This window comes from Streptomyces albus subsp. albus, from assembly GCF_000719865.1.
Lineage (GTDB): Bacteria > Actinomycetota > Actinomycetes > Streptomycetales > Streptomycetaceae > Streptomyces > Streptomyces albus_E.
Genome location: NZ_JOID01000001.1, coordinates 42,846 through 58,023, shown reverse-complemented (window position 1 = coordinate 58,023; position 15,178 = coordinate 42,846). Strand labels below are relative to the sequence as shown.

Genomic DNA, 15,178 nt, shown 5'->3' with positions numbered 1-15,178 from the left:
GCGAGGGCCCCTGCCGGTGACGGCAGGGGCCCTCGCTTCCGGAAGCGGCTTCCGGCGGCCGGCTCTCGGGTCTATGCCACCGCGCCTCCGAGGATCCGCAGCGAGTACTTGTCGTAAGCCCGGTGCAGAACCATGGTCACCGGCCCGGAGGTGAAAACCCCGCTGACGACGAACTCCTTCTTGTTTCCCGTCTCGGTGACCTTCTTCTCATACAGGGAATCGGTCTCCTTCTTCGCCCGCTGGAGCCAAGAAGACGCCTTGCCGTGGTCCACTCCCGCCACGTCCAGTCCTGTACAGGCAGCGAGGAAGCCGAAACCACGGGATTGGTCCGCGCTGGTTCTGCAGAGAAGGGAGGAAAGGTTCTCGTGATCGGCGTATCCGGCCGACACCGTCACCCCGTTCCCGCCTCGCCCGTGGACATAGGTTCTCTTCTTCCCGTCGGGCATCTCCTGCTCAACGGGCTTGTCCAGCTTCAGCTTCCAGTCCTTCGCGAGCCGGGTGAGGAAGTCCTTCCCCGTGTATCCGGTGGCCATCGTGTCCGCCGCGCCGAAGCTGGGCCGCTTGTCGCCGCCCACCGCGTGCTCCGGCAGATCGGCGGCACGCGGAGCCGTCCGCGTCCCGGACGGCTCCGGACCGGGCGCTGTGGCCTTCGGGCGGTCCGGCTCCGCGGCTTCGGGGCTGTTCCGGCTGCACGAGGCGGCTCCCCCCACACCGATGACGACAGCCATCAGCACGGTGGGAACGCGGATGGCGGCGCGCATCACAGACCACCGTCATTGAGGTTGCACGGGCCGGGATCGGCGGAGTTGAACGGAACGAAGGCGATCGCGTCGAACACCACGTTGTCGTCCCCGGTGCCGGCGTCGTGGAGGTTGTCCGCCTCGATCCGGCCGCCCTTCCAGAAGGTGAAGGTGCCCATCTCGAACCAGGTGTCCTTGCCCGCGCTGCGGGTGCCCTGGTTGACCCGGCAGTAGTCGGGCTCGGCGCCGCTCGTGTTGTCGCCCGGGATGAAGTTGTACCGGACGACCGCTTCCGCGCCGTGGCTGGGCAGGTGGACGAAGACCTTGTAGCGCTGGCCGGGCTGGTCCCCGGAGGGGAGTTTGGCCTGGTTGACCTGCCACCGGCCGGTGATCTTGTGGAAGTAGTCGGTGTCTCCGTAGCTGTGCGTGAAGTAGACGTGGTGGTCGTATCCGGCGCCGAGCTGGTGAAGGTCGATGGGGGCGAGGTAGGGGGTCGCGCGGAACGTGCCGTCGTCCCTCAGCGTGGTGATGTTGTCCCCGGTCTGGAGGGTGAACTTGCCGTCGTCGGCCGCCTCGAAGTCGCCGCATCCGTAGGTGTCCTCGTGCCGGCCGAGGTCGTCAACGATGATGGCGTTGGTGTAGACGCTCGGGTGGTCGATGCACGGGCCGTGTCCGTACTTGCTCTGGAGTTCGGGCTCTCCGGAGCCGAGCGAGTAGCTGAGCTTCTCGGTGCTGGAGTTGCCGGTGTTCTGCGCGCCCATCCAGTTCACGCTGCCGTCCCAGTAGCAGCTCGAGTTCCAGCTCGGGCACGGGTCGGCCGCGTCCGGGTCGCACGCGTTGATGGACGGGTCGCAGAACAGGTCGCGCGGGGCGGCCTTGACGACACCGAACGGCATGTTCGGCTCGGAGTACGACTCCTCCCCGTTCCAGGTCATCTGCGGGACTTCCGCCCAGCCGAAGATCTTTTCCGAGTAGTTCCAGTCGCCGGGGTGGGATGCGTCGTCGTAGCTGTAGCGCAGGAACGGCTGCCGGTCGGCCGGGTAGCGCGGGTTGATCGGGTTGTTGAAGAAGCCCACGCCGACGGCGCCGGAGGTGTAGACGCCGGAGTTGTAGCCCCACAGCGCCATGTACCAGTTCTCGATGTAGGCCGGGCTGCCGTCGTTGGCGTTCATGCCCAGTGCCTTCAGCTGATTCCACTTCTCGGCCAGGATGCCCAGACCGGCGGCGATATTCGCCGCGTAGTCGGTGGTGACGGCACCGGCGCGCAAAGTGTCGAACTGCTGGGCGTGCTCCTCGGACATGCCGGTCGTCACCTGGGCGATGCCGTAGCCGCAGTCGGCCTTGGCACGGTTGGGGTAGTAGTGGATGCCGTTCTCGTTGCCGAACCAGTCGGACTTGGTGACGTTGCCCGAGTCACCGTTCATGGAGTGCCAGGAGGCCTGCTTGAAGTTGGACTCCTGGGCGAGGATGCCCAGCATGACCTGCGCGGGAATCTCACCGCCGCCGGTCAGCGACGGCTTGGGGAACAGGCCCTGCGGGGTGTAGGCGTCGAGGCCGGTGTCGTGCCAGTTCTTCGGACGGGTGACCGTCAGTCTGCCGTGAACAGCCTGGTCGACCGCCCACTCGACCATGTTCGCGCTGGCCTGGAGCGCCTGGCGCCTGGGGTTGTTGCGCTTGACGATGCAGGGGGTCTCCATCTCGTGGACCTTGCCGTAAACGGCCGCACCGGAGCCGGACAGGCACTGCGATTCCGGCATGCCCTCACCGCAGTTGAGAGGATCCTCGTCATCGCGCCCGGCCATGGCGAACGCAGTCGGGTCCATCGGCAGCGGGGAATCCCGCTCCGGCCGCCTGCGGTCGGTGTCCACGAGCGTGGTGGCCTCGGCACCGGTCCTCAGCGCGGTCGCCCTGACGGTCACGGTCCCGGCGCCCTTGCGCGAGGGTGAGCCGATGCGGGCGGTGATGCCCTTCATCTGCTCGGAGAACACCGAGTGGGTCACCAGATGACCGTGGCGGGAGATTCCGGCCACCCGGCCTTCCACCGCGTACTTGGAGAGCCCCGGGGCGTCGTCGGTGTCGATTCCCTCCACGTCGCCGACGACAGCGGCGCCGCCGGCCACGGGGAGGAGTTTGACCTTCCCCTTCGGGGCGCGGCCCAGTTCGGTGAAGTCCTCACCGTTGAAGCGGGAGATGACGCTGTTCCTGCCGTCGACCGTGCCGATGTCCACGGTGCCGTTCTCCGAAGCGGTCAGCGCGAACATCGGGCCGGGCACCGCGGCGAGTTTGCGCGCGGAGAGCTTCTTGCCGCTGCCCTTCAGGTCGACGAGGTCGCCGCCGAGCACGCCGACGGTGCGCTTCCGCGTGGGCGTGACGTGTGTCAGATAGCCGTCGACCGTGCGGCGGGAGTCCACCGATCCAGTGGCAGCGTCGACGGATATCACCGTCGTCGAACCGGCGGACCTGTCGGTGGCCGAACTGGAGGTGAACGCGACCTCGTCGCCCGATCCGCAGCCCGGCGTGAAATACGCCAGCTGTACCCGGTCGGGCACCTCGGTCACCTTGCCGTCGGAGAGGCGGATCACCGCGGCGAACGCGCCGTTCTCGTACGCGCCGGGCTCGTTGGACCAGACCGACGGGGCGTAGACCGCTGCCGCGTAGTTTCCCGATCCCGTGGTGCAGACGTAGCCGGTCCAGGGGCCGGTGCCGGACAGTTCCTTGCGGCTGAGGCGGGCGATCTCATATAAGGAGAACCCGTCGCTTTCCCTCGCCGCGAGGATGTGCAGTCCTTCGGCGTCGCCGGTGGCCTGCACGATCGCGTCCCGGGACGAGGTGTAGCCGGGGCCCAGGTCCTTGCCGGGTGTGGAGAACAGCCGGGCCGCCGTGCTGTCCGCGGTGGTGGAGGCCGTCCGCACCCCTGTGTCCGGGGAGGCCAGCGGGACCAGGGCGGCGGATGCCGCCACCACGCTCATGGCCAGCAGCGGGTTCGCGGAGAGGTATCTCCTGAGACGTCTTGTGCGCATCATCTTCCTTACAGCCAGTCGGTGCACAAGCCGTGCACGATCGGGAGACTCGCGTCGTTGTTGTCCCTGATGTACTTCAGCGGCACGGGGTCGTACTGGGCATGAACGTCGTTCCAGCACGCCTTCGCGCTGGTGGTCTTCCAGTTCCGCATCGTGGTGTAGGCGCCTGCCACGCCGTCCGTGAGAAGGCCTGTCGTGTCGTACTTCTCGATGCCGCCGTCGGGATCACGCGTCGTCCACAGCGTCCCGTACACGTAGTCGGGGGACGTGTCGAGATCGCGTGAGATCTTCGCCCACACGCCCTGGCACTTCGGTGACCACATCAGCCGCACCACGACCGATTTATCCGGTTCGGTGGCCTGCTGCAGTACCTCGGCGTCGTCGTCACATCCCATCTGGATAGGGTCCTTGCCCGAACACGTGGCTCGCCAGCAGTCGGCCGCGGCCGCGGGGGACGCCTGCATTCCCTGAAAGGCTCCGGCCAGCAGCGCCAGGGCAGCCGCTGCCGACCCCCATCTCCGTATGCTGCGCACACACATCACCTCAGAGCTTTCTTCTCCGTGCCGCGTCAAGTCGGCATGTATGACCGTGTTCCGTCAGAAGAGCGTCCGCAGCCTACGCGAACACATGCGCGACTCGCGGGAGTTGTACTGCCCTTTACCTGCGCCGATTCGGCAGCCGGACGACATGGCCGCGCACCTCGGGAGAGGTGCGCGGCCACGGGGTGGGGTGGTGCGCCGGGTCGGGTGCGACGGGGGCGCGGTGCGTTGTGCGGAGACCGGAGCGGGCCGGGTCAGCCCCGCGGGCCGGCCGCGTCGGTGCGGTCCGGGGCCGCGGTGTCCAGGTCCGCGGCCTCGGTGCGCTCGCCGGTCTTCATGGCGCCGTCCTCCGAAGCGCCGCGGAGAGCCTGGGCCTGCGTGCCGCCCTCCTCCGAATCCTCCACGGACGGGCAGAACGGCACCGTGCCCGTGTTCACGACGTACCGGGCGGCGACCCATCCGGACCCGTCGCGCAGCAGGTACCAGATGTTGTTGCCGTCGACGGTCTGGCCCGTGACCTTGCACTTGAGCCCGACCTGCGCCTGGTAGGCGAGGGCTCCCAGGTTCGCGGAGTTCGTGGTCGGCTGGGCCCGCTTCACGACGCCGCTCGGGCTGATGACCGTGCCGTACGGCTGGGCCGGCGTCCCGACCTCGTCGCCCTCGCCGGCCCCGACGCCGGTGGAGTCGCTGTGGCCGGAGCTGGAGACGCCGTCGCGTCCGGCGACGTTCTCGTCCCCTACCACGAGGTGGTTCTTGTCGCCGTTCACCACGACGACCGGGCCGCCGTGGCGGCCCTTTCCGTGCCCGTCGTCGGCCTGGGCGGCCGACACGCCCCCGCCCGCCAGGGCCAGTGCCGCCAGGACCGTCAGGCCGAGCCGCATCCCGTTGTGCTTCACAGGTGTTCCTTTCCGTTCGGTTCGGTGAGAGATGGAGCAGGCTCGCACGCTATATGCAGATAATCTGCTTAATGTCGTATTGGTGCGTTGGTGCGTTGGTGGGCGGGTGGCGCTGCGAGCGCTGGCGGCGGCCCGGCGTTTCCCGCCCCGCTCCCGCGCCTTCCCGGGTCGCGTGGTGGGCGGCGGGCGGCCACTGTCACGAAATCGTTCTCGGGCGGTTGGGGAGGGAGGGTCACGGAATGCCGGAAACGGGCGTCGGCGGGCCCCTCCCGCGCATGGCAGGCTGTCCCCATGGCCGTGCAGATCAGTCCCAGTATTCTCTCCGCCGACTTCTCCCGCCTCGCGGAGGAGGCGAAGGCCGTCCAGGGCGCCGACTGGCTCCATGTCGACGTCATGGACAACCACTTCGTCCCGAACCTCACCCTCGGCGTGCCGGTCGTCGAGTCGCTGAGCAGGGCGACGGACACCCCGCTGGACTGCCATCTCATGATCGAGCAGCCCGACCGCTGGGCCCCGGCCTTCGTCGAGGCCGGCGCCGGCTCCGTCACCTTCCACGCCGAGGCCGCCACCGCGCCGGTCCGGCTGGCCCGCGAGATCCGGGCCAAGGGGGCCAGGGCCTCGATGGCGCTCAAGCCCGCCACTCCCATCGAGCCCTACGAGGACCTGCTCCCCGAGCTCGACATGATCCTGGTCATGACCGTGGAGCCGGGCTTCGGCGGACAGGCCTTCCTCGACATCATGCTGCCCAAGATCCGCCGCACCCGTGAGCTCATCGCCAAGCACGGCCTGCAGATGTGGCTCCAGGTCGACGGGGGCGTCTCGGCGGACACCATCGAGCGCTGCGCCGAGGCCGGAGCCGACGTCTTCGTCGCCGGCTCCGCGGTCTACGGCGCCGACGACCCGGCCGCCGCGGTGCGCGCCCTGCGCCGTCAGGCCGAGGAGGCCACCGCCACGGCCGGATGGGCCTGCGGGCACTGACACCGGGCCCCGAGGACACGGAGCGATGAACTCCGGTGAACTCTCCGGGGTGGTGGGGCACGAGGACCGGCCGGCGACCGCCGCTTCTGACAGGATGGCGGCGGGTTCGCGAAGGGGACAGTGAACAGTGAAGGAGAACGCGGTGTCGACGGGCCGATCAGCCATGCGGATGGGACCCGCGGAGCTGGTGCAGGCGGCGGCCATGGCCCGCCGCTTCTACCTTGAGGGAAAATCCAAGATCCAGATCGCCGAGGAGTTCGGCGTCAGCCGCTTCAAGGTCGCCCGCGTCCTGGAGACGGCGCTCGAACGCGACCTCGTCCGGATCGAGATCCGGGTGCCGGCCGAGCTGGATGCCGAGCGTTCCGACGCGCTGCGCGCCCGCTACGGCCTGCGGAACGCCGTCGTCGTCGAATCGCCCTCCGACGCCGAGGACGACGGCGTGGACCCGGAGAACCTCGGCGAGGTCGCCGCCGACCTGCTCGGCGAACTCGTCAACGAGGGCGATGTGCTCGGCCTCGCCTGGGGCCGCTCCACCATCCACATGGCCGCCGCCCTCAACCGGCTGCCGCCCTGCACCGTCGTCCAGCTCACCGGGGTCTACGACGCCGGCACCGCCGAACGCGGCTCCGTCGAGGCCGTCCGCCGCGCGGCGACCGTCTCCGGTGGCGAGGCCCACCCCATCTACGCGCCGATGCTGCTGCCGGACGCCACCACCGCCGCGGCCCTCCGCGCCCAGCCCGGGATCGCCCGCGCCTTCGAGTACTTCGACAAGGTGACCGTCGCCGCCGTCTCCATCGGTTCCTGGGAGCCGGGCATCTCCACCGTCCACGACATGCTGTCGGACGAGGAGCGCGCCCACTACGCCTCGCTGGGCGCCGTCGCCGAGATGTCCGCGCACCTGTTCGCCGTGGACGGCCGCCGGATCGGGCGCGACCTCGGCGAGCGCTGCATCACCGTCGAGGCCGACCGGCTGCGCCGCATTCCCGAGGTGGTCGCCATCGCCGGCGGGCGGCGGAAGGCCGCCGCGATCGACGCCGTGCTGCGCTCCGGCCTGGTCACCAGCCTCGTCACGGACACGGCCGCCGCGGACCACCTCCTCCAGGAAACGGGCCCCAAGCCGCGTCCGGCGCTCGACCGCGCCGACCCCGACGGAGCGGAGACCGCGCCCGCGTGACCGCACCGCGGGGCCGGGTGCCCGGGCCGCCCCGGACGTGGACGCCCGCCCGGTGCGTGTGCCCGGCGCCGGGGTCCACGTGCTTGACCGGGCCCATGGTCCGATGATCCGGTAAAATTCCGGAGTAAGGCAGGTCTCACTGCCTGGCACGCGAACCCCCGCCGTACCCGCCACGCCCGCCCGCCCTCGCGGAGGAGCGGCAAGGGAAGCCGGGGGTCCTTTGCCGTGTCCACGTGGGAGCCACCTGCGCCGTTCCACGCGAAATGTGAGACCTATGCGTTTCCTCGAGCCCGGCACGGGGCGCCACGTCGAGACAGCTCCGGTTCCCCACGACCTGACGTACGACGACGTCTTCATGGTGCCGAACCGTTCCGCCGTGGGTTCCCGGCACGGCGTGGACCTCTCCACCCCCGACGGCACCGGCACCACCATCCCCATCGTGGTCGCCAACATGACGGCGATCGCGGGCCGCCGGATGGCGGAGACCGTCGCCCGGCGCGGTGGTCTCGTCGTCATCCCGCAGGACATCCCGCTGGACGTCGTCGGCGAGGTCGTCTCCTGGGTGAAACAGCGGCACCGGGTCTTCGACACCCCGATCACCCTCGCCCCCACCGGGACCGTCGCCGACGCGCTCTCCCTGCTCCCCAAGCGGGCGCACGGCGCCGGCATCGTCGTCGAGGACGGCCGGCCCGTCGGCGTCGTCACCGAGACCGATCTGAACGGCGTGGACCGCTTCACCCAGCTCTCCGAGGTGATGTCCCGGGAACTGCTGCTCCTGGACGCCGGCGTCGATCCGCGCGACGCCTTCAACCGCCTCGACGCCGCCCACCGCAAGCTCGCCCCGGTGGTCGGCAAGGACGGGCGCCTCGCCGGCATCCTCACCCGCAAGAGCGCCCTGCGGGCCACGCTCTACACCCCGAACACCGACGCGGACGGCCGGCTCCGCATCGCCGTCGCCGTCGGCATCAACGGGGAATCCGTGCGCCGCGCCGAGGGGCTGCTGGCCGCGGGCGTGGACACCCTGGTCGTGGACACCGCGCACGGCCACCAGGACAGCATGATGAGCACCCTGAGGGCGATCCGCGCCCTCGATCCGCCGGTGCCGGTCGTCGCGGGCAACGTGGTCTCCGCCGAGGGCGTGCGCGATCTGATCGACGCGGGCGCCGACATCGTCAAGGTGGGGGTCGGGCCGGGCGCCATGTGCACCACGCGCATGATGACCGGGGTGGGCCGCCCGCAGTTCTCCGCCGTCCTCGAATGCGCGGCCGAGGCCCGCAGGCACGGCAAGCACGTCTGGGCCGACGGCGGCGTGCGGCATCCGCGCGACGTCGCCATGGCGCTGGCCGCGGGCGCGTCCAACGTCATGATCGGCTCCTGGTTCGCCGGTACCCACGAGTCGCCCGGCGATCTGCAGCAGGACCCCGACGGGCGGTTCTACAAGGAGAGTTACGGCATGGCGTCCGCGCGGGCCGTGCAGAAGCGCACCAGCGAGGAGTCGGCCTACGACCGCGCCCGCAAGGGCCTGTTCGAGGAGGGGATCTCGACCTCCCGGATGTACCTCGACCCGGCCCGGCCGGGCGTGGAGGACCTGATCGACGCGATCGTCGCCGGCGTGCGCAGCTCCTGCACCTACGCGGGCGCGGGCTCCCTGGAGGAGTTCCACGAGCGGTCCGTCGTCGGTGTGCAGAGCGCCGCCGGCTACGCGGAGGGCCAGCCGCTCCACGCCAGCTGGCTCTGACGGCGGCCCGGGGCGGCGCGGCCCGAGGGCCTCGGGCGGGCCTGCCGTACGCGAGCCGTGCTGCCGGGGCCGAGACCCGGCGGGAACGGCCGGGCGCCCGGCGGCCGGGCCGGAGCGGACTGTGCTGTACTGCGGCTGCGGCGGCCGCCGCCCTGCGCCCGCCCCGCCGGCGTGCCGTGCGCAGTCCCGTCCCACAGAGAAGTGATCCATCCGCAGTGCGACTGAACGATCTCGACGAACGCATCGTCCACGCCCTCGCCGGGGACGCCCGCCGCTCCTACGCCGACATCGGCGCCGAGGTCGGCCTCTCCGCCCCGGCCGTCAAGCGCCGGGTGGACCGGCTGCGGGCCGAGGGGGCGATCACCGGCTTCACCGTGCGGGTGGACCCGGCGGCGCTCGGCTGGGAGACCGAGGGGTACATCGAGATCTACTGCCGGCGCCACACCACCCCCGAGGCGATCCGGCGCGGTCTCTCGCGCTACCCGGAGGTGGTGTCCGCGTCCACCGTGACCGGTGACGCGGACGCCATCGCACAGATCTTCGCCTCCGACATGCGGCACTTCGAACGGGTGCTGGAGCAGATCGCGGGCGAGCCGTACGTGGAGCGCACCAAGTCCGTGCTGGTCCTCTCCCCGCTGCTGCGGCGCTTCGGCTCGGGGGCGCCCCGGTAGGTGCTCCCGGCGGAGGACGACGGGACGGGACCGGGCCCGCGCAATGAATCGCCGGGACGGGGCCGGCAGGCGCAATGAATCGCCTGTCGGCGGCAACGGTCGCGGCTTGTCCGGCCGCGGCGGGCGACCGTACCGTCTTTCCGTCCCCTCATCGCCCGTTTCGTACCTCCCGAGGACCCCTATGCCGCCGCTGCGCACCGCCCTGCTCCAGAGCTCCGGACGCCCCGGCGATGTGGCCCACAACCTGCGGCTTCTCGAGGAGGCGGCGGGCCGGGCCGCCGCCTCGGGGGCCCGGCTGCTGCTGACCTCCGAGCTGTTCCTGACCGGGTACGCCGTGGGCGACCGGCTGCCCGGGCTTGCCGAGCCGGCCGACGGGCCGTCCGCCGCCCGGGTCGCCCGGATCGCCGCCGGCCACGGGCTCGCCGTCGGCCTCGGCTACCCGGAGCGCGACGGCGAGACCCTGTACAACGCCCTCCGGCTGACCGGCCCCGACGGCACCCCGCTCGCCCACTACCGCAAGACCCACCTCTACGGGGAGTACGAGATCACCCGCTTCACCCCGGGCGACGAGCCGGTCGTCCAGGCCGAACTGGACGGCACCCGGCTCGGGTTGCTGATCTGCTACGACGTCGAATTCCCGGAGGCCGTGCGCGCGCACGCCCTGGCCGGCACCGAACTGCTGCTCGTGCCGACCGCGCTCATGCGGCCGTACGAGGTGGTCCCGCGGACGCTGGTCCCGGCGCGCGCCTACGAGAGCCAGCTCCACATCGCCTACGTCAACCGCTGCGGCCCGGAGGACGGGTTCGACTTCGCCGGGCTCAGCTGCCTCGCCGCCCCGGACGGAACCGTCCCGGCCCGCGCCGGGTCCGGCGAGGAACTGCTCATCGCCGACGCCGACCGGGACCTGCTCGGCCGGGCCCGGGCGGCCAACCCCTATCTGCGCGACCGGCGTCCCGAGCTCTACGGCTCGCTCACCGCGCGCTGACGGCCCGGCGCCGGCGGCACCCGCCGGCGCCGGGCACCCGCGGCCCCGCCCGCGCGGGGCGCACCCGTGACCCGGCCCGCACCGGGGCGCCGCGCGCCCGCGCCCGCCCGGACCCGACCGCCCGATCCCGTACACCCGCACCACCGCACCACCGCACCAGCCAACCGGACCCGCACCCGCACCCGCCGTACCGCTTCCCAGGAGACCCCAGCCGATGACGTCCGTGCCCACCGCCGTCCACGACGAGCAGCACGCCGAGGCCCAGGCCGAGCCGCCCATCACCATGTTCGGCCCGGACTTCCCCTATCCGTACGACGATTTCCTGGCGCACCCGGCCGGACTGGGCTCCGTGCCCGCCACCGAGCACGGCACCGAGGTCGCCGTCATCGGCGGTGGCCTCTCCGGCATCGTCACCGCGTACGAGCTGATGAAGATGGGCCTCAGGCCGGTCGTCTACGAGGCCGACCGGATCGGCGGCCGGCTGCGCACCGTCGGCTTCGAGGGCTGCGACCCGTCCCTGACCGCCGAGATGGGCGCCATGCGCTTCCCGCCGTCCTCCACGGCCTTCCAGCACTACGTGGACCTCGTCGGCCTGGAGACCCGTCCCTTCCCCAACCCGCTCTCGCCCGCCACCCCCTCCACGGTCGTCGACCTCAAGGGCGAGTCGCACTACGCCCGCACCCTGGACGACCTCCCCGAGGTCTACACCCAGGTCATGAACGCCTGGAACGCCTGCCTGGAGGAGGGCGCCGACTTCTCCGCGATGCAGCGCGCCCTGCGCGAGCGCGACGTCCCGGTGATCCGGGAGATCTGGTCCCGGCTGGTGGAGAAGCTCGACAACCAGACCTTCTACGGCTTCCTCTGCGAATCGGAGGCGTTCAAGTCCTTCCGGCACCGGGAGATCTTCGGGCAGGTCGGCTTCGGCACCGGCGGCTGGGACACCGACTTCCCCAACTCCATCCTGGAGATCCTGCGCGTGGTCTACACCGGCGCGGACGACGACCACCGCGGCATCGTCGGCGGCAGCCAGCAGCTCCCGCTGCGGCTCTGGGAGCACCGGCCCGGGAAGCTCGTCCACTGGCCGCACGGCACCTCCCTCGCCGCGCTGCACCCGGACGGACAGCCCCGACCGGCCGTCACCCGGCTGCACCGCACGGCGGGCGGGCGCGTCACCGTCACCGACGCCCGCGGTGACATCCGCACCTACCGGGCGGCGGTGTTCACGGCGCAGAGCTGGATGCTGCTGTCCAAGATCGAGTGCGATGACGCGCTCTTCCCGATCGACCACTGGACGGCGATCGAGCGGACCCACTACATGGAGTCCTCCAAGCTGTTCGTCCCCGTCGACCGGCCGTTCTGGCGGGACGAGGCGCTCGACGACCGGGGCGAGCCGACGGGGCGGGACGTGATGAGCATGACGCTCACCGACCGGATGACCCGGGGGACGTATCTGCTCGACGACGGCCCGGACCGGCCCGCCGTCATCTGCCTCTCCTACACCTGGTGCGACGACAGCCTGAAGTGGCTGCCGCTGGACGCGAACGAGCGGATGGAGGTCATGCTCAAGTCGCTCGGCGAGATCTACCCGAAGGTCGACATCCGGCGGCACGTCATCGGCAACCCGGTCACCGTCTCCTGGGAGAACGAGCCCTACTTCATGGGCGCGTTCAAGGCGAACCTGCCCGGCCACTACCGCTACCAGCGCCGCCTGTTCACCCACTTCATGCAAAACCGGCTGCCGGAGGACCGGCGGGGCCTGTTCCTCGCGGGCGACGACATCTCCTGGACGGCCGGCTGGGCGGAGGGCGCCGTGCAGACCGCGCTGAACGCCGTCTGGGGCGTCATGCGCCACCTGGGCGGGACGACGGATCCGGCCAACCCGGGCCCGGGTGACGTCTACGACGAGATCGCGCCGGTCGAACTGCCGGAGGACTGAGGGGAGTACGGGAGCGGGTACGGGGCGCGGGGGCGCGGGCCTCAGCCCAGCGGTGTGAGGAGGAAGCGGCCGACCATGCCGGTCCCCGTGTCGAGCCGTTCCCGGAACTCCTCGCACAGCCCGTCCGCCCCGCGCAGCTCCCACAGCACCCGGGACGCGGCCCAGGCGGCGTCCCGGGCCCGCGTCAGGCACCAGGAGCCGGTGAGATGGGTGAGCGGGTCGGCCACGTCCAGCAGATCCGGGCCGGGCATCAGCTCCTCCCGGACCCGCTCCTCCAGCTCGACGAGGACGCGGTCCACCTGTTCGTAGTCGTCCCGCAGCGCCGCCGGTTCGCAGCCGCGCGCCGTGCAGGTGTCCACGACGGCCAGCGCCAGATCGTGCCCCACATGGGCGTTGACTCCGGCGAGGGCGAACTGCACGGGCAGCACGCCCGGGTGGCGGCGGTGCTGGAACAGCGGCCGCCAGCAGGCCGGCGGGCGCCGCCCGGCCCGGTCGGCGTCCACCGCCGTCAGATAGCGCCGAGCGAAGCGCGCGGTGAACTCGGCGGTCAGGGCCGGGTCCCGGAAGTGGCCCGCTGCGATGCGCCGCTCCAGTTCCCCGGTGACCGACAGATAGACCCGGTTGAAGACGGCGACCCCGTCCTGCCGGGGGAGCGCGGCCTCCAGGGCCCGCATCCGCTCCAGCACGTCCCGCACATCGGCCGCCGCCCGTGGTTCGGTTGTGGTCATGCACGCACGGTGACATCGCGCCGCGCGTCTGTCCCGTGATGTCACTGATGGTGACCGGAACGGCCTAACGGCGGCGGCTCACACCGGTCAACTCCGGATTGACTGCGGCCCTTTGACTGCGGCCCTTTGACTCCCCCGGGGACCGGGACCACCGCCCCCGGGGTGCGACGGCGCGACCGGGGGCGCGAAGGCGCCCCCGCGCGGGCGGCACCGGGGCCCGTCCCGGTGCCGCCCGCGCGGCCCGGGTCACTTCCCGGCGGTGCCCGTGCCGGGGCCCGTGCCCGTGCCGGTGCCGGCCGGCTTCTCCGGGGCCGCGTCGTCGTAGGAGGTGGTGCCCTCGTCCAGCAGGGGCTCCTCCGCCTTCATGTGCGCCGGTGCCAAGGCGCGCAGCACGTGGTAGCCGCTGAGCACCACGATGGTGCCGAGAGCGATGCCGTTCAGCTCGAAGTTGTCGGTGATCTTCAGGCTGACCCCGCCGACGCCGATGACGACGCCCGCCGCCACCGGCACCAGGTTCAGCGGATTGCGCAGGTCCACCTTGTTGTGCACCCAGATCTGCGCGCCGAGCAGGCCGATCATGCCGTAGAGGATGACGGTGATGCCGCCGAGCACGCCCCCGGGGATCGCGGCCACGACCGCGCCGAACTTGGGGCAGAGGCCGAAGAGCAGGGCGAAGAGGGCGGCGGCCCAGTAGGCGGCCGTGGAGTAGACGCGGGTGGCGGCCATCACGCCGATGTTCTCGGCGTAGGTGGTGGTGGCCGGGCCGCCGACGGCGGTGGAGAGGACGCTGCCCGCGCCGTCCGCCGCGATGGCGGTGCCCAGTTCGTCGTCGAGCGGGTCGCCGGTCATCTCGCCGACGGCCTTCACATGGCCGGCGTTCTCGGCGATCAGCGCGATCACCACGGGCAGGGCGACCAGGATCGCCGACAGCTCGAACTGCGGGGCGTGGAAGGAGGGCAGTCCGAACCAGGCCGCGTCGGCGACCCCGGACAGATCCAGCCGCCAGTGGTCCACCGCCTCGGTGCCGCCCTGCACCGAGTGGATCTTCCCCAGACCGAGGTCGAAGAGCCAGGAGACGCCATAGCCGAAGACGAGACCGAGGAAGATCGCGATCCGCGACCAGAAGCCGCGCAGCACGACCACGGCGAGGCCGGTGAACAGCATCGTCAGCAGCGCCGTCCACTGGTCCTGCGGCCAGTACACGGAGGCGGTCACCGGAGCCAGATTGAACCCGATCAGCATCACGACGGCGCCGGTGACGACGGGCGGCATCGTCGCGTGGATGACACGGGCCCCGAACTTGCGCACGACCAGACCGCTGAGGAACAGCACGACGCCGACCACCAGGATCGCCCCGGTGATCGTCGCGATCCCGCCGCCCTGCGCCTTGATCGCCGCCGCCACCCCGACGAAGGAGAGGCTGCAGCCGAGATAGCTGGGCACCCGGCCGCGGGTCGCCAGCAGGAAGATCATGGTGGCGAAGCCGGACATCATGATGGCCAGATTCGGATCCAGCCCCATGAGCACCGGGGCCACGAAGCTCGCCCCGAACATGGCCACCACATGCTGCGCGCCCAGCCCCGCCGTACGCGGCCACGACAGCCGTTCGTCCGGCCCGACGACCGCACCGGGTGCGGGCACGCGCCCGTCGCCGTGCAGTTTCCAGCCCACGCCGAGGCCCATGAGTACTCCACTTCCTCTGCTCTGCCGCCGGTGCCGGCGGCGATGAAATCCCGCCAATGCTAAAGGGGGTGCTCCGGGGCCGTTACGGCC

The 15,178-nt window shown here is 71.3% G+C and carries 12 protein-coding genes; 6 read left to right on the top strand and 6 right to left on the bottom strand.

Annotated elements, in window-relative coordinates:
- Positions 1-71 precede the first annotated feature (71 nt).
- The 4 genes from IF83_RS0100245 to IF83_RS34220 all read right to left on the bottom strand — a co-directional run bounded on the left by IF83_RS0100245 (position 72) and on the right by IF83_RS34220 (position 5,195).
- Positions 72-761, bottom strand: coding sequence for a hypothetical protein (locus IF83_RS0100245; RefSeq protein WP_030541919.1), 690 nt, complete (start codon positions 759-761; stop codon positions 72-74).
- A complete protein-coding gene (locus IF83_RS0100240) occupies positions 761-3,760 on the bottom strand; it encodes a hypothetical protein (RefSeq protein ID WP_158710957.1) in 3,000 nt (999 codons plus the stop codon). Before IF83_RS0100240 ends, IF83_RS0100245 begins: the two co-directional genes overlap by 1 nt.
- 8 nt (positions 3,761-3,768) lie before the next feature.
- Entirely contained in the window at positions 3,769-4,224 is a 456-nt protein-coding gene (locus IF83_RS0100235) for a DUF2690 domain-containing protein (RefSeq protein ID WP_279617205.1), read from the bottom strand.
- Between the two features lie 329 nt (positions 4,225-4,553).
- Positions 4,554-5,195, bottom strand: a complete 642-nt coding sequence (locus IF83_RS34220; protein WP_208605829.1) for a hypothetical protein — start codon at positions 5,193-5,195, stop codon at positions 4,554-4,556.
- Positions 5,196-5,486: 291 nt separating this feature from the next.
- Here IF83_RS34220 and rpe point away from each other — a divergent pair, with 291 nt between their 5' ends.
- The 6 genes from rpe (at position 5,487) to IF83_RS0100200 (ending at position 12,677) form a co-directional block, all read left to right on the top strand.
- Complete coding sequence (rpe, locus tag IF83_RS0100225; RefSeq protein WP_030541915.1) at positions 5,487-6,173, top strand: ribulose-phosphate 3-epimerase; 687 nt, start codon at positions 5,487-5,489, stop codon at positions 6,171-6,173.
- 169 nt (positions 6,174-6,342) lie between these two features.
- On the top strand, positions 6,343-7,347 hold the full coding sequence (locus IF83_RS0100220; RefSeq protein ID WP_078843076.1) for a sugar-binding transcriptional regulator: 1,005 nt from the start codon (positions 6,343-6,345) through the stop codon (positions 7,345-7,347).
- A gap of 274 nt (positions 7,348-7,621) precedes the next feature.
- Positions 7,622-9,085, top strand: coding sequence for a GuaB1 family IMP dehydrogenase-related protein (locus tag IF83_RS0100215; RefSeq protein ID WP_030541913.1), 1,464 nt, complete (start codon positions 7,622-7,624; stop codon positions 9,083-9,085).
- Between the two features lie 215 nt (positions 9,086-9,300).
- Positions 9,301-9,756, top strand: a complete 456-nt coding sequence (locus IF83_RS0100210) for an Lrp/AsnC family transcriptional regulator (RefSeq protein WP_030541912.1) — start codon at positions 9,301-9,303, stop codon at positions 9,754-9,756.
- 181 nt (positions 9,757-9,937) lie between these two features.
- Positions 9,938-10,741 carry a carbon-nitrogen hydrolase family protein gene (locus IF83_RS0100205; protein ID WP_030541911.1) on the top strand — a complete coding sequence of 268 codons (804 nt, stop codon included), beginning with the start codon at positions 9,938-9,940 and terminating at the stop codon, positions 10,739-10,741.
- Positions 10,742-10,955: 214 nt separating this feature from the next.
- On the top strand, positions 10,956-12,677 hold the full coding sequence (locus IF83_RS0100200; protein WP_030541910.1) for a flavin monoamine oxidase family protein: 1,722 nt from the start codon (positions 10,956-10,958) through the stop codon (positions 12,675-12,677).
- Positions 12,678-12,718: 41 nt separating this feature from the next.
- Here the strand turns inward: IF83_RS0100200 and IF83_RS0100195 are convergent, their stop codons facing one another.
- Both IF83_RS0100195 and IF83_RS0100190 read right to left on the bottom strand, forming a co-directional pair.
- On the bottom strand, positions 12,719-13,405 hold the full coding sequence (locus IF83_RS0100195; protein WP_030541909.1) for a DUF5995 family protein: 687 nt from the start codon (positions 13,403-13,405) through the stop codon (positions 12,719-12,721).
- 246 nt (positions 13,406-13,651) lie between these two features.
- The gene (locus IF83_RS0100190; RefSeq protein ID WP_037678084.1) at positions 13,652-15,088 is read right to left on the bottom strand and encodes a uracil-xanthine permease family protein; all 1,437 of its coding nucleotides are present in this window, start codon (positions 15,086-15,088) and stop codon (positions 13,652-13,654) included.
- Positions 15,089-15,178: the final 90 nt, after the last annotated feature.